The sequence below is a fragment of the Tenacibaculum xiamenense genome (genome assembly GCF_964513065.1).
GTDB classification, from domain to species: domain Bacteria; phylum Bacteroidota; class Bacteroidia; order Flavobacteriales; family Flavobacteriaceae; genus Polaribacter; species Polaribacter xiamenense.
Genome location: NZ_CAZEQU010000002.1, coordinates 1 through 25,250, shown reverse-complemented (window position 1 = coordinate 25,250; position 25,250 = coordinate 1). Strand labels below are relative to the sequence as shown.

25 protein-coding genes are annotated in these 25,250 nt (G+C 31.4%); 22 read left to right on the top strand and 3 right to left on the bottom strand.

The annotated features are described in order from the left end of the window. Positions 1-58 precede the first annotated feature (58 nt). The 14 genes from ACKTTV_RS00135 (at position 59) to ACKTTV_RS00070 (ending at position 12,439) form a co-directional block, all read left to right on the top strand. Positions 59-469, top strand: coding sequence for a DUF1801 domain-containing protein (locus ACKTTV_RS00135; RefSeq protein ID WP_408028771.1), 411 nt, complete (start codon positions 59-61; stop codon positions 467-469). 21 nt (positions 470-490) lie between these two features. Next, complete coding sequence (locus ACKTTV_RS00130; protein ID WP_408028770.1) at positions 491-856, top strand: VOC family protein; 366 nt, start codon at positions 491-493, stop codon at positions 854-856. Continuing rightward, the gene (locus ACKTTV_RS00125) at positions 837-1,304 is read left to right on the top strand and encodes a GNAT family N-acetyltransferase (protein ID WP_408028769.1); all 468 of its coding nucleotides are present in this window, start codon (positions 837-839) and stop codon (positions 1,302-1,304) included. The genes ACKTTV_RS00130 and ACKTTV_RS00125 overlap by 20 nt, the downstream gene beginning before the upstream one ends. A gap of 199 nt (positions 1,305-1,503) precedes the next feature. Next, positions 1,504-2,967: a S41 family peptidase gene (locus ACKTTV_RS00120; RefSeq protein ID WP_408028768.1), complete on the top strand. Its 1,464-nt coding sequence runs from the start codon at positions 1,504-1,506 to the stop codon at positions 2,965-2,967. Between the two features lie 125 nt (positions 2,968-3,092). After that, entirely contained in the window at positions 3,093-3,629 is a 537-nt protein-coding gene (locus ACKTTV_RS00115; protein ID WP_408028767.1) for an AAA family ATPase, read from the top strand. Between the two features lie 150 nt (positions 3,630-3,779). Beyond that, positions 3,780-4,865 (top strand): helix-turn-helix domain-containing protein, encoded by a 1,086-nt coding sequence (locus ACKTTV_RS00110; protein ID WP_408028766.1) that lies wholly within the window; start codon positions 3,780-3,782, stop codon positions 4,863-4,865. A gap of 572 nt (positions 4,866-5,437) precedes the next feature. Next, on the top strand, positions 5,438-6,088 hold the full coding sequence (locus tag ACKTTV_RS00105) for a hypothetical protein (RefSeq protein ID WP_408028765.1): 651 nt from the start codon (positions 5,438-5,440) through the stop codon (positions 6,086-6,088). Positions 6,089-6,298: 210 nt separating this feature from the next. Further along, a complete protein-coding gene (locus ACKTTV_RS00100) occupies positions 6,299-7,342 on the top strand; it encodes an alpha/beta fold hydrolase (protein WP_408028764.1) in 1,044 nt (347 codons plus the stop codon). A gap of 697 nt (positions 7,343-8,039) precedes the next feature. Further along, positions 8,040-8,549 carry a nucleotidyltransferase family protein gene (locus ACKTTV_RS00095; protein ID WP_408028763.1) on the top strand — a complete coding sequence of 170 codons (510 nt, stop codon included), beginning with the start codon at positions 8,040-8,042 and terminating at the stop codon, positions 8,547-8,549. Beyond that, a complete protein-coding gene (locus tag ACKTTV_RS00090) occupies positions 8,542-9,249 on the top strand; it encodes a hypothetical protein (protein ID WP_408028762.1) in 708 nt (235 codons plus the stop codon). Before ACKTTV_RS00095 ends, ACKTTV_RS00090 begins: the two co-directional genes overlap by 8 nt. Positions 9,250-9,275: 26 nt before the next feature. After that, complete coding sequence (locus tag ACKTTV_RS00085) at positions 9,276-10,004, top strand: hypothetical protein (RefSeq protein ID WP_408028761.1); 729 nt, start codon at positions 9,276-9,278, stop codon at positions 10,002-10,004. 336 nt (positions 10,005-10,340) lie between these two features. Beyond that, positions 10,341-10,946 carry a hypothetical protein gene (locus ACKTTV_RS00080; RefSeq protein WP_408028760.1) on the top strand — a complete coding sequence of 202 codons (606 nt, stop codon included), beginning with the start codon at positions 10,341-10,343 and terminating at the stop codon, positions 10,944-10,946. Between the two features lie 209 nt (positions 10,947-11,155). Next, complete coding sequence (locus ACKTTV_RS00075) at positions 11,156-11,896, top strand: carboxypeptidase-like regulatory domain-containing protein (protein ID WP_408028759.1); 741 nt, start codon at positions 11,156-11,158, stop codon at positions 11,894-11,896. Between the two features lie 153 nt (positions 11,897-12,049). Beyond that, complete coding sequence (locus ACKTTV_RS00070; protein ID WP_408028758.1) at positions 12,050-12,439, top strand: hypothetical protein; 390 nt, start codon at positions 12,050-12,052, stop codon at positions 12,437-12,439. A 40-nt stretch (positions 12,440-12,479) separates the two neighbouring features. Here the strand turns inward: ACKTTV_RS00070 and ACKTTV_RS00065 are convergent, their stop codons facing one another. The 3 genes from ACKTTV_RS00065 to ACKTTV_RS00055 all read right to left on the bottom strand — a co-directional run bounded on the left by ACKTTV_RS00065 (position 12,480) and on the right by ACKTTV_RS00055 (position 15,842). Continuing rightward, entirely contained in the window at positions 12,480-13,172 is a 693-nt protein-coding gene (locus tag ACKTTV_RS00065; protein WP_408028757.1) for a hypothetical protein, read from the bottom strand. A 100-nt stretch (positions 13,173-13,272) separates the two neighbouring features. Continuing rightward, positions 13,273-14,010 carry a LytR/AlgR family response regulator transcription factor gene (locus ACKTTV_RS00060; RefSeq protein WP_408028756.1) on the bottom strand — a complete coding sequence of 246 codons (738 nt, stop codon included), beginning with the start codon at positions 14,008-14,010 and terminating at the stop codon, positions 13,273-13,275. Positions 14,011-14,012: 2 nt separating this feature from the next. Beyond that, the gene (locus tag ACKTTV_RS00055; protein ID WP_408028755.1) at positions 14,013-15,842 is read right to left on the bottom strand and encodes a tetratricopeptide repeat-containing sensor histidine kinase; all 1,830 of its coding nucleotides are present in this window, start codon (positions 15,840-15,842) and stop codon (positions 14,013-14,015) included. A gap of 246 nt (positions 15,843-16,088) precedes the next feature. Here ACKTTV_RS00055 and ACKTTV_RS00050 point away from each other — a divergent pair, with 246 nt between their 5' ends. The 8 genes from ACKTTV_RS00050 to ACKTTV_RS00015 all read left to right on the top strand — a co-directional run bounded on the left by ACKTTV_RS00050 (position 16,089) and on the right by ACKTTV_RS00015 (position 24,808). Then, positions 16,089-16,265 carry a hypothetical protein gene (locus ACKTTV_RS00050; RefSeq protein ID WP_408028754.1) on the top strand — a complete coding sequence of 59 codons (177 nt, stop codon included), beginning with the start codon at positions 16,089-16,091 and terminating at the stop codon, positions 16,263-16,265. A 94-nt stretch (positions 16,266-16,359) separates the two neighbouring features. Then, the gene (locus ACKTTV_RS00045; protein WP_408028753.1) at positions 16,360-17,421 is read left to right on the top strand and encodes a hypothetical protein; all 1,062 of its coding nucleotides are present in this window, start codon (positions 16,360-16,362) and stop codon (positions 17,419-17,421) included. 106 nt (positions 17,422-17,527) lie between these two features. Beyond that, on the top strand, positions 17,528-17,731 hold the full coding sequence (locus ACKTTV_RS00040) for a hypothetical protein (RefSeq protein ID WP_408028752.1): 204 nt from the start codon (positions 17,528-17,530) through the stop codon (positions 17,729-17,731). A 250-nt stretch (positions 17,732-17,981) separates the two neighbouring features. Continuing rightward, complete coding sequence (locus ACKTTV_RS00035) at positions 17,982-19,178, top strand: RNA methylase (RefSeq protein ID WP_408028751.1); 1,197 nt, start codon at positions 17,982-17,984, stop codon at positions 19,176-19,178. 146 nt (positions 19,179-19,324) lie between these two features. Further along, a complete protein-coding gene (gene mfd / locus ACKTTV_RS00030) occupies positions 19,325-22,669 on the top strand; it encodes a transcription-repair coupling factor (protein WP_408028750.1) in 3,345 nt (1,114 codons plus the stop codon). Positions 22,670-22,675: 6 nt separating this feature from the next. Beyond that, positions 22,676-23,317, top strand: coding sequence for a hypothetical protein (locus tag ACKTTV_RS00025; protein ID WP_408028749.1), 642 nt, complete (start codon positions 22,676-22,678; stop codon positions 23,315-23,317). Between the two features lie 143 nt (positions 23,318-23,460). Beyond that, positions 23,461-24,126 (top strand): hypothetical protein, encoded by a 666-nt coding sequence (locus ACKTTV_RS00020; protein ID WP_408028748.1) that lies wholly within the window; start codon positions 23,461-23,463, stop codon positions 24,124-24,126. Between the two features lie 115 nt (positions 24,127-24,241). Further along, on the top strand, positions 24,242-24,808 hold the full coding sequence (locus ACKTTV_RS00015; RefSeq protein ID WP_408028747.1) for a metal-dependent hydrolase: 567 nt from the start codon (positions 24,242-24,244) through the stop codon (positions 24,806-24,808). The last annotated feature ends 442 nt before the right edge of the window (positions 24,809-25,250 follow it).

Genomic DNA, 25,250 nt, shown 5'->3' with positions numbered 1-25,250 from the left:
TATTCCGTTATTAATTTTTAACGTAACTTCAAGATGTTTTAAAACCAAAATAGAAATCATGGCAGGGTTAATTACCAAAGAAACGGATAGAAGTGTTGATAATTTTATAAATAATATAAGTAATGAATCGAAACAAAAAGACAGTCGAATAATTCTAGATTTAATGAAAGAAACAATTCAAAAAGAACCAAAAGTATGGGGAAACCATATGGACCCCGATTTTTTAATTGGTTTTGATAAATACACTTATCAAAGGAAAGGTTCTAAAGAAGAGTTTGAATGGTTTAAAGTTGGGTTTGCACCTAGAAAAACTAAAATAACTGTTTATTTACCTTATGATATTGGCAAAGAAGAAGAATTGTTAGCGAAACTTGGAAAATGTAAATGGGGAAGAGGTTGTTTATATATCAACAAACTTGCGGATATTGATTTAGAAACATTGAGGAAATTGATTAAAAAGAGTTTATAGAAATTACATGAATTTAAGGCTATGGAAGTAAATTTAATTGTTATTCGATCAGATAAACCCAAGGAACTTTCGTCTTTTTATACGATGTTGGGTCTTACTTTTAGGTTTCACCAGCATGGAAATGGGCCTTGGCACTATGCTACGGAAATAGGAAACATAGTTTTTGAGATTTATCCATTATTAAAAACACAATTAGCACCCGATATTTCCACACGATTAGGTTTTGTGGTGAATAACTTGGAAAGTACAATAGAAAAATTAAAAGCTAGCAATATTACCGTTTTACAAGAGCCAAAAGAGTCGGAATTTGGCTATTTTGCCGTCATTAAAGATTTAGACTGGCGAAAAATTGAATTAAAAGAAAACAATGAATATCAAAGAACTTAAAATTGAACAAGTAAAAGAAAATAAGGATATTCCTTTTAAACTTCTTAAAATGGCGGACCCTTCAAGGGAACAAATAGAATCCTATTTGAAAACAGGTAGTTGCTATATAGCAAAACATCAATCAAAATTGATCGGAGTACTAGTCTTAAACTCGGTTAATTCTACAACTATTGAAATAAAAAACATTGCGATAAAGGAGTCTGAGCAAGGAAAAGGCTTTGGAAAAGTTTTATTGCAACAAGCTGAAAATCTGAGTAAGGAATTAGGATATAAAAAGCTAATCATAGGAACTGGAAACTCGAGCATTGGACAGTTAGCATTATACCAAAAGTCAGGATTTGAAATAGACCGAATTGATAAAAATTTCTTTCTAAAGAATTATAAAGAACCCATATTTGAAAACGGAATTCAATGTAAACATATGGTTGTTTTGGAGAAAAAAATGTAGATGAAAAATATCTCACTGAATGGTATTAAATGAACGCAAGAAGATGGTTTAAATGAGGATGCTTACTTCAATAAAAATCATAAAAGTTGAGTTTATCAAATATTTATAGACTGCTTTATTAAGAAGGGATTTATGATTTGTTTAAGTTTTTTTTATGATTTTATTTTTTTAGATCATCTAGTTTTGAAAAAACTTTTTAATGAGAAAACTAATAATAACAATTACTTTTTTAACCTCAATACAGCTTTTTTCACAGGATTGCGACTGCTTAAAAAACTTAAAATGGTTAACGGAAACATTTGAGAAAAATGACGCAGGATTTCAATATATCCTCGATAAGAAAGGTGAAAACAGGTATTTAATGCACAATGAATTTTATACTAAAAAAGCATCACAAATATCCGATTTAAACGAGTGCCATAAATTACTAAATGATTGGACAGAGTTTTTTAGAAAAGATCACTTACAGGTTCAAATAGTAAGAAATGAACAAACAAATCTTTCAGATAAAGAAATAATTGAAAAATATGGCAATTCTGAAAGGTATGAGATAACACCAAAAGCTTTCAAATCATATATTGACAAACTTGGCTTGAATACTGGTTATGAAGGGCTTTGGAATTCAAGAGCATACACAATTGGAGTTGTTAAAGATGAAACAAATCCAAACAGAGAATATGTTGGTTTTATTGTTGAATCAAAGCATCCTTACTGGCAAAAAAATCAGGTGAAATTTGAAATTTTCAAAACGGAAAAAGCAAAATATAATATGAAATATTATATGGGAGATCATTCTGTTAGGCAATTTGAAAATATTGATTTATTAGGTAATAATTATCTTTCAATAGGATCAGGGTTTATAAATTTAAAAAGAGTTTTACCTAAAATAGAAACGGAAAAAAATGTTGAAGATTATTTCAGAAGAAAATCTTCTCCTAAACCTATTTTAGAAAGCATATCTAAGAATACACTATTGTTGAGAATTCCTTCTTTTGAGCGTGCAAATAAAGATCTTATCGATAGTTTATTAGATTCCAATGATAAGCTCATAAAGAATACACAGAATTTAATTATAGATTTAAGAGGTAATGGCGGTGGCTCTGACATTAGTTATGAAAAAATAAAGCCATATATCTATACGAACCCAATAAGAAAAGTTGGGGTGGAATATTTATCTACAGAATTGAATAATAGTCGTATGATTAAATTTATGAACGATCCAATTTTGTCTAAAGATGAAAAGAAACGGGCGAAAGAAGGACTGGAAAAATTGAACAAACATCTAGGTGAGTATATCAGTTTAAACGAAAACGTAGTAGATATTGAAACACATGAAAATATTTATCCGAATCCCGTCAATGTAGCTGTTTTAATTAATGGTAGCTGCGGAAGTACAACAGAACAGTTTTTATTAGAAGCAAAACAAAGTAAAAAAGTTAAATTGTTTGGAACCACAACATTGGGAAGTCTGGATATATCGAATATGCACACTGTAATTTCGCCTTCTAAACAATTTAGATTGTGGTATGGATTAACCAAAAGTTATAGAATTCCAGGAATGGCAATTGATGGGAAAGGAATTCAACCTGATTATTATTTTGATAGAACTATTAAACCTTATGAATGGGTGGATAAGACCGTTGAAATATTGAATAACAAATAAATATGGCGCGTATTATGTAATCATATTTGTAAGCCTTTTCTATAAAATAACAAAAACAAGTCTTTTAAGACTTGTTTTTGTTATTTTAAGATCCTAGTAAAGAAAGAAACCAGTCGATTTTAAACATGAAAATACTAATATTTGGAGCCTCAGGTTCAGGAACCACAACATTGGCAAAAGAACTTGCAAATAAATCTAATTTCATACACTTAGATGCTGATGATTATTATTGGAAACAAACGAAGAATCCTTACACGGAAAAAGTTCCTTTAGATGAGCGAAATGAAAACATAAAAAAGGATTTTTTTAAGCATGAAAATGTTGTTATTAGTGGTTCCATGGTCAGTTGGGGTAAGGAATGGGAGTCTTTGTTTGACTTAGCTATTTTTATTCGATTGGAAAATGATATCAGAATGGAGCGACTTAAAAAAAGAGAGTTTGAACGATATGGTGATGAATTGAAAACGAATATAGAAAGAAAACGAAACTATGAAGCTTTTATCAACTGGGCGAATCAATATGAGAACCCTGACTTTGATGGTAGATCCTTAAGAGTTCATAATAACTGGATTGAAAAATTAGATTGTAAAGTTTTGAGAATAGACGGTGCTTTAGAGTTGAAGGAAAAAGTGAGTATGGTTTTATCTGAGATAACCTATTGATTTTTATGAAAGAGGAAGAAGTTTTCAATGAAATAACTGAAACTTTCACATATAATTATCTTCGTTTTCAACCAAAATTAAAAGCCTTTCGGTAACTTTGGACATTCGAAAATAACCCAAACTACTGACCAGTTTAATTGTTAAAATTAAATGAACATATTTATTATTGCCTCAATAACATTGAGTTTGTTTTTTACTTTTTTAGTCTTCACAAAAAACAATAAAAATAGTGCCGATAACATCTTAACCATTTGGTTGTCCGTAATCACGTTTCATTTGATAGCCTATTATTTTGAAGGAAATCAATTGCCTTTTTTTACCTTTTTTACTGAGTTTTCAGGTGGCTTAGTATTTTTACATGGGCCACTACTTCTCTATTACACCATCACCATTCATAAAAAAGAAAAAAGATCAAAAGCACAGTTATTGCACCTTCTTCCTTTTTTAGTAAATATGATGCTTCTCCCCTATTTAGCTTTACATGAATACCTACCTATTTCGCTATCCCTTGGGATTTTAAAAATATTAAGTGTTATTGTTTACCCAATTGTTATTCTTAAGACACTAAATAAATATCAAAAGGAAATCACTGATTACTTTTCGGAAATCGATTCAAAACAACTCACTTGGTTAAAAATCGTTGTAATAGGAGTTTTAGTATTGTCAATATCAGGATTAACAAGTTTAATATTATCGGATGGTTTTCATTTCAATATAGAATACAACGGAGAGTTATATACGGTTGCCTTACTCTCACTTTTTGTTTTTGTAATGGGAATCAATGGGCTAAAACAAACCAGAATTTTTATTGATACTATGCCATTAACCAAGGTAGTGCCCGAGGAAAAAGAAGAAGTTTCAATAGTAAAATATCAAAACACTGCATTATCCGTAGAATCTTCGAAGGATACTTTTGACAGTGTTAAGAACTATGTGTTGGAACACAAACCCTATCTCGATCCGCAATTAACCTTGTTTAAGTTAGCAGAACAACTAGAAATTCCTGCGAATCAATTATCGCAAGTAATTAATCAAAACACCAATGATAATTTCTTTGTTTTTATCAATTCATTTAGAGTAGATGAGGTCAAAAATCAATTAAATCAAGGAGCACATCAAAAATTGAATCTTCTTGCTATTGCCTTATCTGCCGGATTTAACTCTAAATCATCTTTTAATCGATCTTTTAAGAGAATAACCAACCAAACACCTACTCAGTATATCAAAAACCTTTAAAACGTCTTAAAAAGCGCTTTATTCTTTATTTTATATGAAATATCAAAATGGACACGAAAAGAACTTCGTCATAAGCAGGTAATCCAAAAATAACACCGTAAGAATCGTTAAAATTAAAATTTGTTTGAGCGATAGCGAGTTATTTTAATTTAGGTTCGAGGATGATTATTTTTGAGTGCAGGCTGGTTAAGACTAGATTTTTTGTTTCTTTTTCATCAATGGAAAAAGAAAAATAACTTAGAAAAATGAGCAACAAACATTACTTAGATTTTTTCTGAAGGCGGAATGATGTCAATGATAAATTAGTTGAAATAAAATAAAAAACAACTTTGTAACAAGAAGTGTTTTCTATCTCTAAATATTGTTCTCGATACACTTTTCACTGCGTTATCACTTCTTGAAAAACACTCGAACTGACATTCCAACAGATGAAAAGGAAAAACGAATTTAAAAATGGGATTTATATACTGAGTGCCACTTTTCATAAAGTGGTGTCATCTTATAAAATGAAGCGATTCATGCTCGACTTTGCCTTTGTTTTGCTGAAAAGTTTATAAAACGATTATCACAAAATGAAAAACTACAAAGTTATTATGATGATGTTGTTCTTTGCTAATTATTGCCTTGCACAAGAAGACGCAAAGAATTCGAATAAGAGAATATCATCTTCTGTTTATCTTGCTTACAACAGTTCGGTAATTTATCCGGGACTTAGAGCTGGGGTGCAATTACCAGTAAAAAGAGTTTATGTTGAAAAGTTTAATAAGAACGGAGTTCAAAAAAACTTTACAAAAGATAGATTCTTAACCGTCAATTTTGGATGGTACGATCACCAAAATTTTCATGATAATCTGTATTTCACTGCTGGGTATACTTTCCGAAGAACGAAAAGCAGTGGTTTTTTTAACGAATTTTCACCTGAAATAGGATATAGTCGAACGTTTTTGGGAGGAGTTACTTATCAAGTTGATGATAATGGAACCGTTTCAAAAAGCAACGATTTAGGCTATAGCCATGGAATCTTATCTGTTGGAGGAGGCGTTGGCTACGATTTTTCAGTGAAGAAGTCAAAGCCCATATTACTTTATTACAAGGTAAACCTACTTACTATGTATCCATACAATAGCACGTTTTATATGCGCCCAGCTATGGAAATAGGAATTGTTTATAAGTTTTCGAACTTTTTAAAATTCAATACAAGAATCAAACATATTAAAAAATAATACCATTTGTGATTTGGAATTATTGTAAAAGAAAATGATGATTTTTTTCTTTATTCAAATTACAAAAATTAAGCATAGTCTAGTTATGATATATTTTTCTAATGAAGAAGAAAGGAAAAAAGGGCGTTTTACTGCATTAATTTCAAGTTTCAAATGGTATACTAATCTTAGAATAGATTGAAAATTATGTATTTACAGATGAATAAAAGTATGAAAAGTATATTATTGGGAGCGTTTCTTATGCTTAGTTTTATCACTTGCCAAAAAGAAGAAATTACCATCGGCACAGAAGTTTCCGAAACCTTTTATGTTGAAAATGAAGGAGCTTCTATGCGTGTTCTTGTAGAGGGAAACACTGCGAGTAAAACTATTTTGTTATTTGTACATGGAGGTCCAGGAACAGGTTCGTTTTTTTACAATACACAGTACATCTCCGATAATATTGAAGATAAATATGCTGTGGCTTATTGGGATCAAAGAAATGCTGGTGCTTCTCAAGGAAACAGTAACGGAGAGCATTTAAATCTTCTAACGATGACTGAAGATCTTAAAAAAGTAATTCAGGTACTAAAACACCGTTATGGAAACGATACTAAAGTCTTTTTATTAGCACATAGCTTCGGCGGAATTTTAACCACTTCGTTTTTAACACTGGAAAACAACCAAGATCTTGTAGATGGGTGGATTGTATGCAGTGCATCTCACAATTATCCTCTTAACGACCGATTATCTAAAGAGGCATTATTATTCTATGCGAATAGAGAAATAGCTCGTGGTAACTATGTAAATAACTGGACGGAAATTAAAAACTTTTGCCTGAGTCTTCCAGAAGAAATCTTAAGTCTCTCTCAGGCAAATCAATTAAACACTTACTGTACCGATGCGGAAGATTATTTTTCGGAAGTAGTTCCGTTTTCACTAATGGATATTTTAAAAGAAAATGCCGTTGACCAAGATTACCCAATAACAAGTATATTTTTCAACCACGGCTATAGTCAAAATGCAGAAATAAATAATGAATTAAGGAAGTACAACTTTTCGGATGCTCTACGAAAGGTTACAATACCTGTTTTAACACTCTATGGAGAATATGATTTTGTATGTCCTCCAGCGTTAGGTGAAAGTATTTTGATGAACGTCAGTTCAACGGAAACATCAAGTTTTCTTTTACCAAATAGTGGACATAATGGAATGTTTCAAGATGAATATTTGTTCTGTGAAAAAGTAAATGAGTTTATAAATAGGCATAGATAAAATGGTGTGTTTGTCTAGTAATTAGAAGAAGGCTTAACTACCAATTTCGAAATTTGATCCACCTTAAAATCATTTAAACCAATGAATAAACCCACTAGCTAAACATGAAAAGAGTATTGAAAAAGAAGAAGAATTCATTTCTAGGTTGATACCAATTATTTGAATTGTAAATGGTATTATTGTTAATCCGATTTCCTGCGGTTTTAAAAAGCTTGTTGATTGACTTTTTAAACTGTGGGAAATCTTGATTTTAAAAAGCTCAAAATTAGTTCCTCGTCATTACCACTCCTTCGAAAGGACGATGAAATATGCTTTGTCAGTGTCACTTCGAGTGAAATTATTTGTAATACAATGGAAAATAATTTTGTATCGAGAAGTCTGTACATTAATAACTCATAATTTATTACTCAACCTTCAACATTAATAATTGAAAATTTAACCTCTCGTCATTTCTACTGCTAGGGAGAAATCTTTCGCTTAACTAAGTTTATTTATTTGAGTAAATAAAATAGATTTCTCAGTCGTTGCCACTTCTTCGAAATGACGATGAAATATGTTTTGTTCTTGTCGCTTATTTAAATCAACTTTTAAATACGGATATTAATGAATATGAGGTAAATTTGTAACCATATTTGTTTGAAATATGAATGAGAAATTAAAAGAAGAGCTTTTTAAGGTAATAGCGAATGATCAATGAATGTTAGAGGTGTTACGGACTGTAAGGACTTTAAATTTAAATGATTGTTGGATTGGAGCAGGGTTTGTTAGAAATAAAATTTGGGATGTAAAACATAATAAACTCAGAACAAAACTCAATGATATTGACGTTATATATTTTGATGAGATAAAATGTTCCAAAGAAGAAGACTTACAGTTAGAATACAAGCTCGTAAAAGTTAACCCAAGTTTAAAGTGGTCTGTGAAAAACCAAGCGAGAATGCATATTAAAAATGGGCATCATCAATATAATGATTGTTATGAAGCAATTTCCTTTTGGCCTGAAACCGCTACTTCCGTGGCAGTAAGATTGAATGACAATGATGAAATTGAATGCATTGCTCCATATGATTTAGATGATTTGTTCAATCTTGTTGTGAAACCTACTCCTGAATTCAATGTAGATGTTTACAATGCTAGAATTAAAAAGAAAAAGTGGCTTGAAAAATGGAATAAACTAAATATAAAAATAGCGACGAAATATGAATAAATATATAATTTGGATAATATCAATAATTGTTTTCTACGGGTGTAACCTTAAGCCCAAAAGTAATGTGTTTGGAAATTCTTCAATAAAAAATGTTCCGTTTACTGAAAATGTGTTAAAAGAAGACGTCTTATCTAATTTAGATAGTTTAAATATTAAATTTCAATTAAGAGGGAACTGTTATGCATACAGTAGTTTAAAGAATTCTGAAGAACAAAATGGAGAAGGGCGCTCGGATAATTTGCCACAAGAAGTAACTTCTGATTTCATAAGAAATGGTCTCTATTTAACAATTAATGAAAAAGAGCATGTCAAATACACTGACAGTCTTTTAGGTTGTAAACTATATTTAGTTAATACTACCGATTCGATATTGAGTTTGAAAGCAGTTGATAGTAGACTTGATATTTTTATAGAGGCAAAAGATTCCGATAATAGATGGAAGGCAATTTCTTATCTCCCGTATAGCAGTTGCGGAAATAGCTATCATCATGTGAAATTAGATAGAAATGAGTTTTGGAGTTTTAATATTCCTGTTTTTAATGGAAATTTCAAAACAAAACTAAGATATGTTCTGGATGTTAATGGTTGGGGAAAAGTAGTTTCAAATGAAATGAGCTGTTACTTAAACAAGGAACAGTTTGATAAAGAACGCAAACAGGGATATGTTAATAACAACCTTATGAATCCTTATAAAAACTAAAACTAAAGCTTAACTTAACTAAAGCCATGAAACTAAACTACACTTTATTCTGCTGCTTATTTTCTTTGTTCATTTTTGGGCAAGAAATAAAAACAACTAATTTCATCAACGAAATAAGAAACTATGATATTTCCAATGTTCTTACTAAGGAGAGACCAGCGCCAATGGGATTTATTGGGGGAAATTATCAACGATTTTATATTCACTTTGTTTCTGTAATTAAAAATTCGAACAACCCTCTTGAATACTTTGTTTATGGAAAATCAAAAGTCAAAAATAACATTTGTCCATTTCAAGGAAAAATAACCATCAAAAAGTGTGGAACTTATATTGATCCAGATTTTCCAGATGCCAAACAAGGAACTATTGTTGGAGAGTATCGTTTCTTTGAAGATCCAAATCAAAGAGGTTCAGGAACTTTTAAAGGTAATTTTTCATCGGATTTTATGTTCGATAAAAAAGGCCAATTAGCTTATAATGATATTATGTTTGGTGCAGACGGTTTTACTAATAATGAATTTGAAGGTACTTGGGTAAGTTATAAAACCAAATCCTCAAAGACCTGTAATTGGGGTGATTATCGAATTCCAAATAGTGGAGACTTAGATTTGGGTGCAGGTGAGTTTTCACCGAATCCAAAATATATTGCCAATGGTTGGAAGAATTATCAACTAGCTTGGTCTTTTAATTCGGATAAAGCAAGCGAGGAAAAAGCAAGACAAAAAGAAAAAGAAAAATGGTGGTTGAAAGAATAAACCTATTTTGCTTTTTTATGTACGTTATCTCCTATGTGAGATAGAAATACGTCTTGAATGCTTATGGATTTTTTACTGCCAAAAAACTAATTACTATTTTAAACATATTAAATTCAAAATAAGAACAATATCGAAATACTTTGAGATAAGCTAGTTAATAAATAATGTTAAATAAATGAAATGCTCAAACAATTCAAAAGTAAGGTGTTTGCTTATAGAAGTCTTGTAATTAGTTGATTACATTTTTATAGTTTCAAATTAGATTTTGAAAATATTGAAATAGATGTGTTTTTTCTATTTTTACTCTAATTAAACATGTAATATTAATAAGTAGATATGGGGAAGAAAAAGAAAAAAATAGATGTAAATCTAATAATTGCTTTTGGTGTTTTGTTAGCTAGTATTGGAGCATTAGTTGTATCAACTAGACAGGCTTCAATTATGAACGAACAAACTAAAATTATTTTAGAACAATCTAAATCGAGCGCTTGGCCAAGTCTAAGTATTGGTATGAGTAGAACAGTTGATGAAGATGGGGTGTCTGATTTTTTATTTACAATATCAAACAGAGGAACTGGACCGGCAATTGTTGAACAAACCTATATTTCATATAATGGAACCTATATTTCAAATTGGTCTGAATTTTATGAACTTCTTAAAGTACCAGATTCAATTAAAATAAGCCATAGGAACGATATTCTTTTAAATAGAGTCATAAAGCCTAGTGAGGATTTTAATTTAATAGATTGGTCAAACAATAAACCTTTGATGAAATTTATATACCCAAAAGCTGATGCCATTGAAATAATTATTTGTTGTAAATCGGTATATGGAGATTATTGGCAAGTAAGAAGAAAAGGTATGAAAAATAATCTTGAAAGGAATATAACTTTAGAGGTTGAACAATGTAATAACCTTAATAAAACAACATTTCAGGAATAGTAATAAGGATAATTAATATTGTTTTTTAGATTTCTCAGTCATTACCATTCCTTCGAAATGAGTAATATAGTGGTTTGTATTATTTGCTTATAGAGGTGTTTTTGTTTTCGAAGAACACAAAAAGTTACTGGTAATCAGTTGTTTTTGATGTTTGTTCAGACGTATTTTTGCAATTAGAATTCTAATTTAATGCATAAAATCGTGGCTTTATGAAACTTAAACATCTTACTTTTGGTATAATTGCTTTGTTAGGAATTGTTTCTTGTGGAGGTGATGATAATCCAACTTCAGAACCTGTTACGAAAGCAAATATTATTGGATCGGTTAATTTATATGATGAGGCAACCACACAGGTTGATAACTCGAATATGATGATTAAAGTTGAAGGAATTACACCTAGTATTTCTGCAACAACAAATTCAGAAGGAAGCTTTACTCTTCAAGAAGTTCCTTTTGGAACTTATTCAATAAGTTATGAAAAACAAGGATTCGGGACTTTTAAGAAATTTAATATAGAGCATTCAAACACTGGATCTTCAACAATTTTAACTGGAGCACCATCATTAGGGCAAATGTCAACGACTACCGTAACAGGAGTTACTGCCACAGCTAATGGAAATAATATTGTTGTTTCAGTTACTACGAATCCAGCAGGAACGAATTCAACGGCTCGTTATATTCGTTATTTTATGTCAAAAAACGAATCTATAAGCCATGAAAATTATACATTTCATTCTTCTGGTATAACTATTAGAATAAATCCTATTGAAATTACATTATCTCAATCGGATTTAACAAATGCTGGTTTTTCTTCAGGAGAAACAGTGTATATAAGAGCTTATGGAGATTCTTTTTGGAGTAACGAATACGAAGATCCAAATCTTAATAGAAAGATTTTTCCTAATTTAAACTCATCTACTGTAAACGCTGTTTCATTTGTTGTTCCTTAGTTGACTTTTGAGTTGATATTACTTCTTTTTAATTGACTTTAATTTTTTTTATGGCTGAGCTAATGTTCATAGAGAAGAGTTAAAAATAGCTGATTACTGCTGACATACCCTTGTCACGAACTGGTTCTACTTTTGTTTCAAATGAAATTAATAATGAAACAAATAGTAATTATTTTCGCTACTTTGCTACTTGTAGGTTGCGGAAATACAAATGATTCAAAAATGAGTATAGAAACCAAAAAAGAAGTAGGAACGGTTGAGTTGGTAGTGTTTAAAACCAAACCATTATTTACCAAAGAACAAGTTATCGAAGCTGCAGAAGCGTTAAACCCAATAGTAACAAAGTTTAATGGATATTTGGGAAGAAGATTATCTGTGGCTGAAGATGGAACTTGGTCGGATATTGTTTACTGGACAGATAAAGAATCTGCTGAATTTGCAGCAAAAGAAGTCATGAAAAGTAAAACCTGTCAGACATTCTTTGCCATGATTGATGAAAAGAGTATGCAATTCATGCATATGAAACCAGTTATAGAAAATTAAAAAAGTGAGCCTTTTGGCTCACTTTTTTAGTTTAGAAATCTTACTTCTGTTTATTTTTCAATGTCATTATAAATGTTGATTCCAATGCTGAGGTATAGTCAAATGGAATAGGAATAAAAATTCCGCCATAATAATGCAATTTAAGCCCATCTGAGTAATCTGAGGTATCGAAGCTCCATAAGTTTATAATATCTTCATTAGAGTCTAAATAATCCCCAAAATTGGCATGTTCATAAAGCTTTTCTTTATTTGGCAAGTAAATAATCCAATCATACTTATCATTGACAACATCAATATAGTCAATATAAGAGATAGTAAGTGTACTATAATCTCTTTCTAAAGGGTCAGGAACCGCTTGAGATACCGGTGTTGTTGGTTGTCCTTTTGGTGGAGTAGATCCATTATAACGAGCATATCGTAATCGAAATGCTGCTTCAAATGGTTTGTCTGGAGTTAACAGAGTTCTTAAATCTATTTTTAACGATTTTCCAGAACCCAGCTTATAAAATTGTTTTTGAGCATCTTCATCCTCTAACAAAGTTCTAGCAATCAAATACGATGTCATGTACATCATATTTTTTTCTTCTTGATTTTTTATTTCTCCAAACGGAGCCCTCCCCTTAAGTCCGTTTTCTTGCCCCTCAAGTGCCGAGGTATTGAGGTTGTCCTCGTTTGTATTGCATGAAGCAAAAATGAAAAGCAAGCTTAAAAATGTAATAGGTAAATACTTCATATTCGATTTATTTTTAGTCTTCTACGACTAAAAATAGTCGTAGTTTTCCTGGTTTTAGGGTAAACTTCAAATATGCAAGGGGGCAATTCGTATTCGATTGCTATTTGAATAGTATTTGTAACACTTCATCCTTTCTTCGGGTGGCAACTGGGATGGTATCTTCAGTTTTTGTTATAAGAAAACCATCATTTCTATACTTTGTCACATAGTTTGCATTCACAATATAAGATTGGTGGCATTTGATAAATTGCTGCTCATCTAATAATGGCTGAATCTTCTTCATGGGCTTCGAAACTACAATTTGCTCTTTTATCAAGTGGAAAGTGGTATAGTTACCATCTGATTTACAATAAACAATATCATTAAAGTTAACCAAATGCTGCGCGTCAAGTGTTTTTAAAACGATTTTATCGTGAATGTGATTGGTGTAGAAATTTCCAGCTACACTGACAATGTTTCCATTATTTTTTGATTTTTGATAACTTTCAATAGCTTTTTCTACTGATTCTTTAAACTCATAATTATCAATTGGTTTTAGTAGATAATCCAACGCACCAAGCTTAATTGCTTTAATTGCATGTGAATCGTAGCCTGTAACAAAGATAATATCAAAAGATATTTCAGGAAGAACAGCCAATATGTCAAAACTAGATCCATCACCTAAATCTATATCCAAAAAAACTAAGTCGGGCTTATGTTCAAGAATTGCTTTAATTCCTTCTTTTACTGATGTGGCTTCAGCCATAATCGTAAGTGAAGATTCAAAAAACTCTGCTAACAAGCCTTTTAATTCATCTCTTATATGTTTTTCGTCTTCAATGATTAATGTTTTCAGCATAGTTATAACTCGGTATATGGAATTTTTAGCTCAACAATTGTTCCAGTTGAATGTAAATGATCTGATTTATTTGTAATTTTTATATTTTCCCCTGTCATTTTCAATAAAAACTGATCAATTAAATAAACGGATGATTGCTTCTTTTTAGTACCAGTTTTAAATCCTTTTCCATTATCATCAATAATACAAACTAGGAACTTTTTCTCTTTCTTTAATGTGATTTCTATATGCCCCTTATTTTCTAAACCACCAAATCCATGAATAATAGCATTTTCAACAAAAGGTTGTAAGAGCATTGGAGGAATCAACAGTTCATAGTCCGATTCAATATCATTATTTATAACATAACTGAAGCGATCAGGAAATCTGAATTGTTGGAGTTCGATATAATCTTGTAATGAAGTTAATTCATCTTCTAAAGGAACAAAGTCTTGAGTAGAATTATCGAAAGCGGTTCTCAGTAACCTCGAAAGTTTTACAATGTATTTAGAATATTGTTCGGTATTTGTATTCACATTTTGCTTTATTAAACTTAAGCTATTAAAGATAAAATGTGGATTCATTTGTGATCGTAATAAGCGTTGTTGAAGCAAAAAATTACGTTTTTCAATATTGAATTTTCGTTGTCGGTAAAAATTAAGAATCAAGGTGCCGACAACTATTAATACTAGTAATAATGCAAGTAAGATGTACTGATTTCTTTCGAAGGTAATACTTTCAATTTGAGCTTCATTTTTTTCCTTTTGTAGTTTTCTTTCGTTTTCAAAAGATTTGTTTAAAACATGCAGTTCATTGTTGATTTGTTGATCGTAGTTATTTTCAAGGTAAGTAAACAAAGAATCCATTTTTGGCATTACATTCTCAATACCTCTTCTGAGGTCATAATTAACTCTTAAAGCGTTTTTTAAAACCTCTTTTTTATCCCCAAAATCAATATTCTCTAGTCCGATATCAAAAATAGAATCCAAGTATTTCTCAGTAACCTCAAGTGAATTAAGTTTCAGATAAATATTCGACAAGTTGAGGTAGGTATTTATCAACTCTGTGCTGCTTAACAATGACGATTTCTTTTTCGAATAAATCAACGATTTTTTATAGGCATCAATGGCCTCTTTGCCCTGCCCTTTTTGATTAAAAACATAGGCTTGGGTCGCATGAAATTGATATTTCATTGAATTACTCATCAAATGTTGATAAGGAATTACCTTAATTAACTCTTTATTTGCCTCGTTTGTTTTTTTAAGTCTACTATATGTAGCCGCATTATCTAAAGTAGCAATCAAGTAGTTTACAGTATCCTTAGCTTTTAAATAAAGGCTAGCAGCGGTTAAGTTATCCTCTAAAGCTTCACTATATTTTGCTAAAGTTCTATTAATTTGATATTTATTCGTGTAAACGAACGCTAAATTTTTATAATCTGTACTATCAATTAAATTAAGAAGTTTTTCATTAACTCCAGAAGCATTTAAATAATCTTGTTTTTTTCTACGATAGATGGCAATCAATGCCCTGAAATGCAGAACCTGTCTACTATTTGTGATTTTTTTAGTGAATGAAGTTGCTTTGTCAAAATGAAGAATGGTTTTGTCGTAATCTTTCAATTTATTGTAAAATCGTCCAGTCATAAAAGCATATTCAGCTTTTAAAGAATCAGATATTTCCGAAGTATCAATTGATTGAATTTCATTTGCATAAAACTGCAATGAATCTTTTGATAAACCGTCTTTTGATTTGAGAAAATAAAAACTTGGAGGTTTACCCTGAGTTTTATTTACTTTTTCTTTACAAGCAATAGCTATACAAAATAGTAATAAGCAAAATGTCTTATTCATCCCCATAAAATAACATAAGCTAAAATTAATAAAAATTAGGGAAGTTCGTGGAATAAACGTCTTCTCGATTGATATTTATGTTTATCAATTTTTCAAATTGATTCTAAAGCTAACCGTTTTTGAATTGATGACTTACAAATTTGAATTGACTAAAATTTAGGTTGTTATTTCCTATAATTTGGGAAAAGTTGACCAAAAGAGGTTGGCAAAATAACGGAATTAAATAAACTTAAAAACCTTAAAATTATGTTGAAATCAATTTATGGCTTCGGGAATGCTTTAAACAAAGCACAAATGAAATCGATTAACGGAAGTGGAGGGAGAACTTGTGATGGAGTGCGATATTGTTTATCAGGTAGACACGATCATTCTGGAAACCCAATTTGCGTGCCTTGTGGAGAAGATGGACCTCCGAAAGAATAGAGATTTGGTAAAGTCTTTAAGACTTAGTTGTAATAGACATGAACCTTGAATGTCTTTAAATACTCGGGGAATCGCTAATTTTTAAATTGAAGAAATGAAAACTACAAAACTGATGATTTTGTTGTTATTGATATCCGTATGGTCTTGTAATAACGCTGATGAAGAAGTAACAAATGAAAATGATGTTAATAATTATTCAAAACGCGCATCTAATGAAATATTAGAGTTTAAAGATTTTGATGAATACGATGCCACTATTGAGATGTTATATGACAAAATAGAAAGCCACGATGACGCTTTTTTGAAGGAATATGGGCATTTGGAAGAAGATGAATTGGATGATATGGAAGACAAGTTAAACTATGACGATTTTCAACCAGTTATTGAATTCGAAAAAGAAAGAGGATTTAAATCTTTAAGATCAATTATAGCTGAAAAAGAAGAAGAGTGGTTGGCTCAACAAGGTGATGTCGAGGTGTTGGATGAAAAAACCGATCCAGATAATCATTTTATAGTTGATGATGTTGAGAGAGCTTTACTAAATGAATTTGCGGAAGTGAAAATTGGCAAGTTTTATCACAAATTTTATGACTGGGGTGTTGTGAAAACCGAAAACTATAATTCATTAACAAGAGCAAGGTTTTTTATAGCATCAATAAACTCAGTACCTGTTTTAATTGATTTAGGTTTTGTAATTGTGTCTACATATCCAACCAATACAGGTGGTGGAACTACAACAACAGGATGTAAAAAAACATTAACTAGAGAAAACAGCTATGTAAATGGTCATAACGGCAGAAGACGAATTAAAGTAAAGCATAAAGTAAGACTCAATCAGTTTGCTGGTGCACCAAAAATCGTAACCATTATTAAAGGGTATAAAAAGAGAAGAAGAAAATGGAGAAAAAGAAGAACTCCAATTGGAATTCTTTTTAACGGTAATTGTTTGGAGAATTGTGAGGATGAATTATATGTTTCAAAATACAAATCGGTACGAAGAAGAAGAAGTAGAAGAGCTAAAATTACTGGTGGAGATTGGTGGAATACAGGTGCTGGAACTTTAAAATTTGGAATTATTAACCAAGGAATACAAGTAAAAGCGACACAGTATAGTTGGAGCATTACTAAGGATTTATACGATAACTCGAACTGGTAGTTTCCTTTAAAAAGACAAAACTAAAAACTGTTAAATGGATTAGGTTTTTGTTCTCGCTACCACCCTTCTATTTATAAACAGAATGTTTAATTTAAATTTATGTATAATGAAAAAAACAATTTTAAACCTAGGAACTGTTCTTGATAAAGCAAAGCAGAAAGATATTCTTGGAGGATTTAAATCGCAAAGATGTCGTACGGATAGCGATTGTTGTAATTTCCAACATAATTCGTCATACGGATATGTTTGCGACAAATGGTCAGGAAGTTGTGTTCCAGGAATATTTGGTGAAAACCCATGTGGATTATAACAATTCAAAAGTAACTACTACTCACTAGTAACTTACTTTTTGAAAAAGAAAAGTATTTAATTGTGAAGCATCTAAACCTTGTGTTTGGATGCTTTTTTAGGTAGTATTATATATTGAAAATTCAAGTTTTTAGGTTCCTAAGAGAGTTCGTTGGTTTTTTTATAAGAAATGTTGTTTTTTAGTACTTGAAAAATGCATATTACTATTTAACCAACAATAAAGACAACTACAACTACAACTAAATCTAAAAATGACGAAAAATTGGAACCAACTTTATACATTATCAAAAGAATTAACCAAACCAGCATCTGTTGATAATATATTCTCTAATGAAGATGTGAACTATTTGCAGCAAGAGCTAAAAAATGTAATCAATAAGTTTCTTGACCGAGGAGAGCTTCATAAAGGTATAAAAATCTATATAAATCAAGAGCTAAACAATGCCAAGGTTTATGAAATGGTTGAGAACAGACCTGAAAAAGACAAAACCATTGAAGATTGGTGCAATCAACTTTTCGGAAATGATAAGTTTGGGGTTGTTTTTAATAGCTTGGAAGCTTATAGTAATGATTTAACTGAGAAAATGTGTAACATAGTTGCACCTCTTTTAGAAAAAGCAGGACTTCCCTTGGGCGGACTTTCTTTTTTGTTTTTCATGGGAAATTACGGATTTACGCCCTTTGGAATTCATAAGGAAGCCAAGGGTGAGGAAGGTTTTTTATTTCACTTAGGACCAAATAATAAGGATTTTTATACTTGGGATATTGAAGAGTATAATAAAATTGAACACAATACTCAGGTATTTCATGATATTGAAAAGTTTTTACCACAGTCGAAAAAGTATCCTTTGAAAGCGAAATCCGTAATGTTTATACCTCATCACGTTTATCATATAGCAAATACGAATGAGTTTTCGTTAAGTGTGGTGATGGATTATATCAATCCGTCAAGAGATTACTTAGAAAACAAGATGGCTGGTCAAATAGCAGAAACCAATTCCATAGAGAAAAATCAAGGATACTTAGCTCCAATTAAAAGTGATGTTTCTTTGGACTGGAACTTTTTGTTGAACAAAACAACCTGGGAAGAAAAGTATAAAAAGGAATTAAATAAGTTTATTACCAAATTGAAATCTAATGCGGGTGTTCTTCAATCCTCTCTAATTAAAAACAATGCACTACCGAATCCTCCATTTAATATTCGAGCTAAAACAATATTTCCAATTCTTTTAAATGATCAAGAGAGTGAAAGCTGCATCATAGCAAGAGGTCATGAATTAAAAATTAAAAAAAACATTAGTATCGAAGAAGTGTTAAAAAAACTGAATAATGGAGAAACAATAAGTTTTCAAGAACTAGAAACATCTTTTAGCCCAGATTGGGATTTAGGTTATGTTTTTCAATTTGTAAATGAATTACTAATGGTGGAAGCTATTAATATTGTTTAATTTATTTTCTATTTGTCATTTCGAGCGCTAGGGAGAAATCTATAAAAAAAGTAACTTAACAACTTAAAATTCATCGTTCATCACTTAACATTTAGAATTAACTATTCAAAACTAATAAACCTTATCTTTGCCAAAATTTTTTTACGTTGAGCAAGCAAACCATTGTAAATCATTACCAGCAATCGGGTAAAGTAACGCAGATTGTTGGTCAGCTTCAACAAGATCCACACCATTTTCAAATTACGAATTTGGTCGGTTCTTCGTTGTCTTTTGTTATTTCTGAAAGTTTTAAACAAGCCAATAAACCTTACCTTCTAATTCTAAATGACAAGGAGGAAGCGGCCTATTATTTGAACGATTTAGAGCAGTTATTGGGTGAAAAGAATGTTTTGTTTTACCCAGGATCTTATCGCAGACCTTATCAGATTGAGGAAACGGATAATGCCAATGTGTTGCTACGTTCTGAAGTTTTAAACAGAATCAACTCACGTAAAAAGCCAGCCATTATTGTTACCTATCCTACTGCTCTTTTTGAAAAGGTGGTGACGAAAAAAGAGTTGGAAAAAAACACTTTAAAATTAAACGTTGGAGAACAAGTATCTCTTGATTTTGTGAATGAGGTGTTGTTTGAGTACAATTTCAATCGTGTAGATTTTGTTACAGAACCTGGCGAGTTTTCGGTACGAGGAGGTATTATCGATGTGTTTTCTTTTTCAAATGATGAACCCTATCGTGTTGAATTCTTTGGGGAAGAAATTGATAGTATTCGAACGTTTGATGTGGAAACACAACTGTCAAAGGAGAAACTAAAAAAAGTGAGTATCATGCCCAATGTTGAAAACAAGGCATTACAAGAAACCAGAGAAAGCTTTTTAAAATATATTTCATCAAAAACGGTAGTTTTCGCTAGAAATACAGATGTATTATCGGCAAAACTTGATAAATTTTATACAAAAGCAGAAACTGCTTTTAGTGAATTATCAAAAGAGGTAAAACATGCAGAACCTGCTACCCTATTCTGTAATGGAGCTGAAATTAGTAAACAATTACAAGATTTTACTGTTGCGCATATCAGTTTCCGTTCGGAGTTAAAAGAAGAAAATCCTAAAACGGATGTGCTTTTTCAAATTAAGCCTCAACCTTCGTTTAACAAGCAATTCAATTTGTTAATAGACAATTTGAACGAGAATCATACCAACGGATTTACCAACTATATCTTTTGCGCAAATGATAAACAAGCGCAACGTTTTAAAGATATTTTTGATGATTCTGATCAAGAGGTGCATTATGAAACGCTAGTCTTTCCATTGTACCAAGGGTTTATTGATACAGATGAAAAAATAGTTTGTTATACCGATCATCAAATTTTTGAACGTTATCATAAGTTCCGTTTAAAAAATGGATATGCAAAAAAACAATCCATCACCCTTCAAGAATTGACAAAACTTGAGGTGGGCGATTATGTAACTCATATCGATCATGGGGTTGGAAAGTTTGGAGGACTTCAAAAGATTGATGTTGAAGGAAAAAAACAAGAAGCCATTAAGTTAATCTATGGCGATCGTGATATTTTGTATGTAAGTATTCACTCGCTGCATAAAATATCGAAGTTTAATGGAAGAGACGGAAAAGCTCCAAAAATATATAAGCTTGGTTCCAATGCTTGGAAAAAAGTAAAGCAGAAAACCAAAACACGTGTTAAGGAAATTGCTTTTAATCTAATTCAGTTGTATGCAAAGAGAAAGCTTCAAAAAGGACATGCTTTTGGGCCTGATACTCATATGCAGCACGAATTGGAAGCTAGCTTCCTTTTTGAAGATACACCAGATCAGTTTACTGCAACGCAAGATGTAAAAACCGATATGGAAAAAGAACAACCTATGGATCGATTGGTCTGTGGAGATGTTGGTTTCGGAAAAACAGAGGTTGCGGTGCGTGCTGCTTTTAAAGCAGTTGACAACGGAAAGCAGGTGGCTATTTTGGTACCAACAACAGTTTTGGCATTTCAGCACTTTAAAACCTTTTCTAAGCGATTAAAAGATTTTCCGGTTGTCATTGACTATCTGAACCGTTTTAGGACCACAAAACAGCGAAAAGGGGTCTTAGAAGGAGTTTCTAGTGGTCATGTTGATATTGTTATTGGAACGCATCAGTTAACAAACAAAAGTATCAAGTTTAAAGATTTAGGCTTGCTAATCATTGATGAGGAGCAAAAATTTGGAGTTGCCGCAAAGGATAAGCTCAAAACCATCAAGGAGAACGTAGATACATTGACTTTAACAGCAACTCCAATTCCAAGGACTTTACAGTTTAGTTTAATGGCTGCGCGAGATTTATCGGTAATCAAAACACCACCACCAAACCGTCACCCCATTGAAACCAATGTGATCCGTTTTAGTGAAGAAACCATTAGAGATGCGGTTTCTTATGAAATTTCAAGAGGTGGTCAGGTATTCTTTATTCATAACCGAATTGAAAATATTAAAGAGGTTGCAGGATTGTTACAACGTTTGGTTCCTGATGCTAAAATTGGAATTGGACATGGGCAAATGGAAGGAAAAAAGCTGGAAGAGTTAATGCTAGCCTTTATGAACAATGAATTTGATGTGTTGGTGTCAACTACGATTATTGAAAGTGGATTGGATGTACCAAATGCCAATACAATTTTCATTAACAATGCTAACAACTTCGGATTGTCCGATTTACACCAAATGCGTGGTCGTGTTGGACGTTCTAATAAAAAAGCGTTTTGTTATTTTATTACTCCACCTTATCATCATATGACGGATGATGCTCGTAAGAGAATTCAGGCGCTAGAACTGTTTTCAGATTTAGGTAGTGGACTCAATATTGCCATGAAAGATTTAGAAATTCGTGGTGCTGGAGATTTACTAGGTGGTGAACAAAGTGGATTTATTAATGATATTGGTTTTGATGCCTACCAGAAAATCTTACACGAAGCGATTGAAGAATTGAAAGAAAATGAGTTCAAAGATTTATATCCTACAGATGATTCAGGCGAAAAAGAGTATGTAAAAGATGTTCAAATTGATACTGATTTTGAAATTTTATTCCCTGATGATTATGTGAACTCGGTAAGTGAGCGTTTGGTATTATATAACAAGCTTTCTGAGGTAACCAATGAAGAAGAATTACAGGTGTTTGAAAGTGAAATTGTCGATCGTTTTGGAGAGTATCCAACTCAAGTGTCCGATTTATTGGATAGTGTGCGTATTAAATGGCTAGCGAAGTCTTTAGGTTTAGAGAAAATAATTCTAAAGCAAAAACGAATGATTGGGTATTTTGTATCGAATCAGCAAAGCGATTTTTATCAAACTGAAGCCTTTACAAAAATGCTACAGTATGTTCAAAAGAACTCAAAAAGCTGTGTTATGAAAGAAAAGGAAACGAAAAACGGATTACGTTTATTGATTACTTTCATTAAAATTGATACTGTAAATAAGGCACTGAATACGTTGAAGAGTGTGTAGATCATAATGAAAACAAAAACATATAAATTTCCAAGTAAGGAGTTTAAGAAAATTGTAATGGAGCATTTAATTTTCTTAATTGCTGTAGTATGTTTTTGTGTTTTTCTTTTTGAAGAAAAGGTTTGGACAGGAGTTTTATTGATGATAATCTTGGTCTTTGGTCCTTCTCTATGGCTTTTTGTAGATTATTATTTAGAAAACAGAAACACCACTTTTATTTATGACTTTAAGAATATTACCATTATCAAAAACGATAAGAGAAAAGATTATTTGTACGGCGACATTGAGAAATCGATATATCATTTAACTCATTCAAAGAAAGGGTTCTATGGGGGTGAAGAGTTGTTGTTTTCTGATTTTGGATACTGGGAGGTAGAATTTAAAAATGGAGATCGATATTTTCTTACCAATTTTATTCATGATATTCATAAAAGAAAAAAAGGAAAGAATACAAAAATTAAGTATCGAGTTTTTCCATATATCTCGAGAAAAGATACCGTTTTTCCATTAGAAAAAAAGTCATTATATCAGAAATACGAGGAAAAATCTAATTTTGAGTTACAGGAAATTCTAGATAGACCTCATTTGTATAAAGAAGAGGCTCTAAGAATAGCTAAGTTATTGTTAGAAGAAAGGGAAAAAATATAGCTTATATATTGCCTTTATCACTTCTTAACAGAAAGCAAATTTATTAAACTGTCAGTTCAGCGGTAAGCTAATGAGAAGTCAATCCTTTTAATCTACAATGAGCATTTATTATTCTATCTTTGGATGAAAAGCAAATCAATCATATGACTTTCGAGAAAGACTTTAAAGAGGCAATTAGTCACCTTCCTTCAAAGGAAAAAGATAAGCTAATCCTACGTCTGTTAAAAAAAGATAGAATCCTTGCTGAAAGACTGTATTTTGAACTTGTAGACCATAAAACGGTTGATGATAGAAGGCTTGACAAAGAAAATTATATTAATGAACGAATTGCATTTTTTTCGGAGTATAATTTATCACCGCGTGACCTAATGATGTACATGCGCGAAATCAGCAGTGAAATCACTGAACATGTTAAAATAACGAAAGATAAACACGGAGAAGTAAGTCTTAACTTGTTGCTTTTATTAGAAACACTCCGAAAGAACAACAGTCAAATAACCCGACATAGCTCAGGGAAATCAAGAAAAATATGCATATATATTATTGGAAGAGTCTTTAAAATATTAGTGTTAAGACAAAAACTTCATGAAGATTTATGGTTAGAATTTGATGACGATTTGGAGCAATTAGGAGAGTTAATAAATGAAAATCCTAGTCTAATGAAAATAGCTATACAAAATGGTTTTGATGTAAACTGGCTATTAAATAATGATATTCCAGAAGATATTGACGAAATACATAGAGAAATTAGAAAACAAGGGTTTTTAACGTTTCGCGTACATTTAAATACACCTAAGTTTAATAGCTAGATCAATAAAACAAGCGAATTACCAGATAATTTTTTGGATAGAAAAGTACTATCTCTGGAAAAAGAAGGTTATATACCCACAGATGATTTAGCAATTATTAGAATTAGAGAATAACATGGCATCTATTTTCGGACACGCACTTACAGCAGTAGCAATTGGATCTAGTTTTTCCAAGAAAATCAAGAGTTGGAAGTTTTGGTTGTTAGGAATCTTATGTTCGGTAATTCCAGATGCAGATGTTATTGGATTTCAATTTGGGATTCCTTATGAAAGTTTTTGGGGGCATCGCGGATTTTCGCATTCCATTTTGTTTGCAGTGCTATTCGGTATACTGATTACGGCTTTGTTCTATAGCAAAAACTTCTTCAGCAAAAAAGGAGTATTATACATGGTGTTTTTTACCTTATGTACGGTATCTCATGCGCTGTTAGATGGATTAACAAATGGGGGCTTAGGAGTAGCTTTATTTTCGCCATTTGATAACACCAGACATTTCCTTCCTTGGCGACCAATTCAAGTATCACCTATTGGTGCAAGTCGTTTTTTTAGCCATTGGGGACTAAGAGTTATTTATAGTGAACTGTATTATATTGGAATTCCAGCTTTACTTTACATGGTACTTATGTTTTTGATGAAAAGATTTAAGAATAAAGACGGAGCGATAAACAAACATAAACAGTAATAAAAAAAGCTCCCTAAGGAGCCAATCATCCCCGATAGGGATGAAAAAGAGGTTGTCAAAACTTCTTCTGGGGGGAACTAAGTTTTTTAAGGGATGATCTACTTTCTTATCAATTTTGACAACCTCAAAAATTAACTATTCATAAGGGATTCAAACTCGAGGCAAACATACAGACGGATTTTGGTGAAAAATGAAGTGTAGTATATCTGAGTACTCATTTTTAATGGTTTATATCTAGTTTGAATAGCATTTTTATTTCATGTAGTAGGTTTGTCATATGGAAAAAGGCATAAAAGTAAGACTCGAATTCATTGTATTTGATGGTATATTGATTGATACATGTCACTTCTGTAAAGGTTAACTAATTCGTTGACAGTTTTGGTTAAAAATATTAGGAGCTACACCATTCAGACTTTGGTGTGGTCTTTCTTGATTGTAATAA

Coding starts and splice junctions, on each gene's coding strand:
- ACKTTV_RS00085 (WP_408028761.1), top strand. CDS start 9,276: ATGAAACTAAACTACACTTTATTCTGCTGCTTATTTTCTTTGTTCATT.
- ACKTTV_RS00060 (WP_408028756.1), bottom strand. CDS start 14,010: ATGCTGAAAACATTAATCATTGAAGACGAAAAACATATAAGAGATGAA.
- ACKTTV_RS00070 (WP_408028758.1), top strand. CDS start 12,050: ATGAAACAAATAGTAATTATTTTCGCTACTTTGCTACTTGTAGGTTGC.
- ACKTTV_RS00050 (WP_408028754.1), top strand. CDS start 16,089: ATGTTGAAATCAATTTATGGCTTCGGGAATGCTTTAAACAAAGCACAA.
- ACKTTV_RS00045 (WP_408028753.1), top strand. CDS start 16,360: ATGAAAACTACAAAACTGATGATTTTGTTGTTATTGATATCCGTATGG.
- ACKTTV_RS00095 (WP_408028763.1), top strand. CDS start 8,040: ATGTTAGAGGTGTTACGGACTGTAAGGACTTTAAATTTAAATGATTGT.
- ACKTTV_RS00040 (WP_408028752.1), top strand. CDS start 17,528: ATGAAAAAAACAATTTTAAACCTAGGAACTGTTCTTGATAAAGCAAAG.
- ACKTTV_RS00120 (WP_408028768.1), top strand. CDS start 1,504: ATGAGAAAACTAATAATAACAATTACTTTTTTAACCTCAATACAGCTT.
- ACKTTV_RS00105 (WP_408028765.1), top strand. CDS start 5,438: ATGAAAAACTACAAAGTTATTATGATGATGTTGTTCTTTGCTAATTAT.
- ACKTTV_RS00035 (WP_408028751.1), top strand. CDS start 17,982: ATGACGAAAAATTGGAACCAACTTTATACATTATCAAAAGAATTAACC.
- ACKTTV_RS00115 (WP_408028767.1), top strand. CDS start 3,093: ATGAAAATACTAATATTTGGAGCCTCAGGTTCAGGAACCACAACATTG.
- ACKTTV_RS00025 (WP_408028749.1), top strand. CDS start 22,676: ATGAAAACAAAAACATATAAATTTCCAAGTAAGGAGTTTAAGAAAATT.
- ACKTTV_RS00055 (WP_408028755.1), bottom strand. CDS start 15,842: ATGAATAAGACATTTTGCTTATTACTATTTTGTATAGCTATTGCTTGT.
- ACKTTV_RS00075 (WP_408028759.1), top strand. CDS start 11,156: ATGAAACTTAAACATCTTACTTTTGGTATAATTGCTTTGTTAGGAATT.
- ACKTTV_RS00135 (WP_408028771.1), top strand. CDS start 59: ATGGCAGGGTTAATTACCAAAGAAACGGATAGAAGTGTTGATAATTTT.
- ACKTTV_RS00015 (WP_408028747.1), top strand. CDS start 24,242: ATGGCATCTATTTTCGGACACGCACTTACAGCAGTAGCAATTGGATCT.
- ACKTTV_RS00080 (WP_408028760.1), top strand. CDS start 10,341: ATGGGGAAGAAAAAGAAAAAAATAGATGTAAATCTAATAATTGCTTTT.
- ACKTTV_RS00125 (WP_408028769.1), top strand. CDS start 837: ATGAATATCAAAGAACTTAAAATTGAACAAGTAAAAGAAAATAAGGAT.
- ACKTTV_RS00020 (WP_408028748.1), top strand. CDS start 23,461: ATGACTTTCGAGAAAGACTTTAAAGAGGCAATTAGTCACCTTCCTTCA.
- ACKTTV_RS00090 (WP_408028762.1), top strand. CDS start 8,542: ATGAATAAATATATAATTTGGATAATATCAATAATTGTTTTCTACGGG.
- ACKTTV_RS00130 (WP_408028770.1), top strand. CDS start 491: ATGGAAGTAAATTTAATTGTTATTCGATCAGATAAACCCAAGGAACTT.
- ACKTTV_RS00065 (WP_408028757.1), bottom strand. CDS start 13,172: ATGAAGTATTTACCTATTACATTTTTAAGCTTGCTTTTCATTTTTGCT.
- ACKTTV_RS00110 (WP_408028766.1), top strand. CDS start 3,780: ATGAACATATTTATTATTGCCTCAATAACATTGAGTTTGTTTTTTACT.
- ACKTTV_RS00100 (WP_408028764.1), top strand. CDS start 6,299: ATGAAAAGTATATTATTGGGAGCGTTTCTTATGCTTAGTTTTATCACT.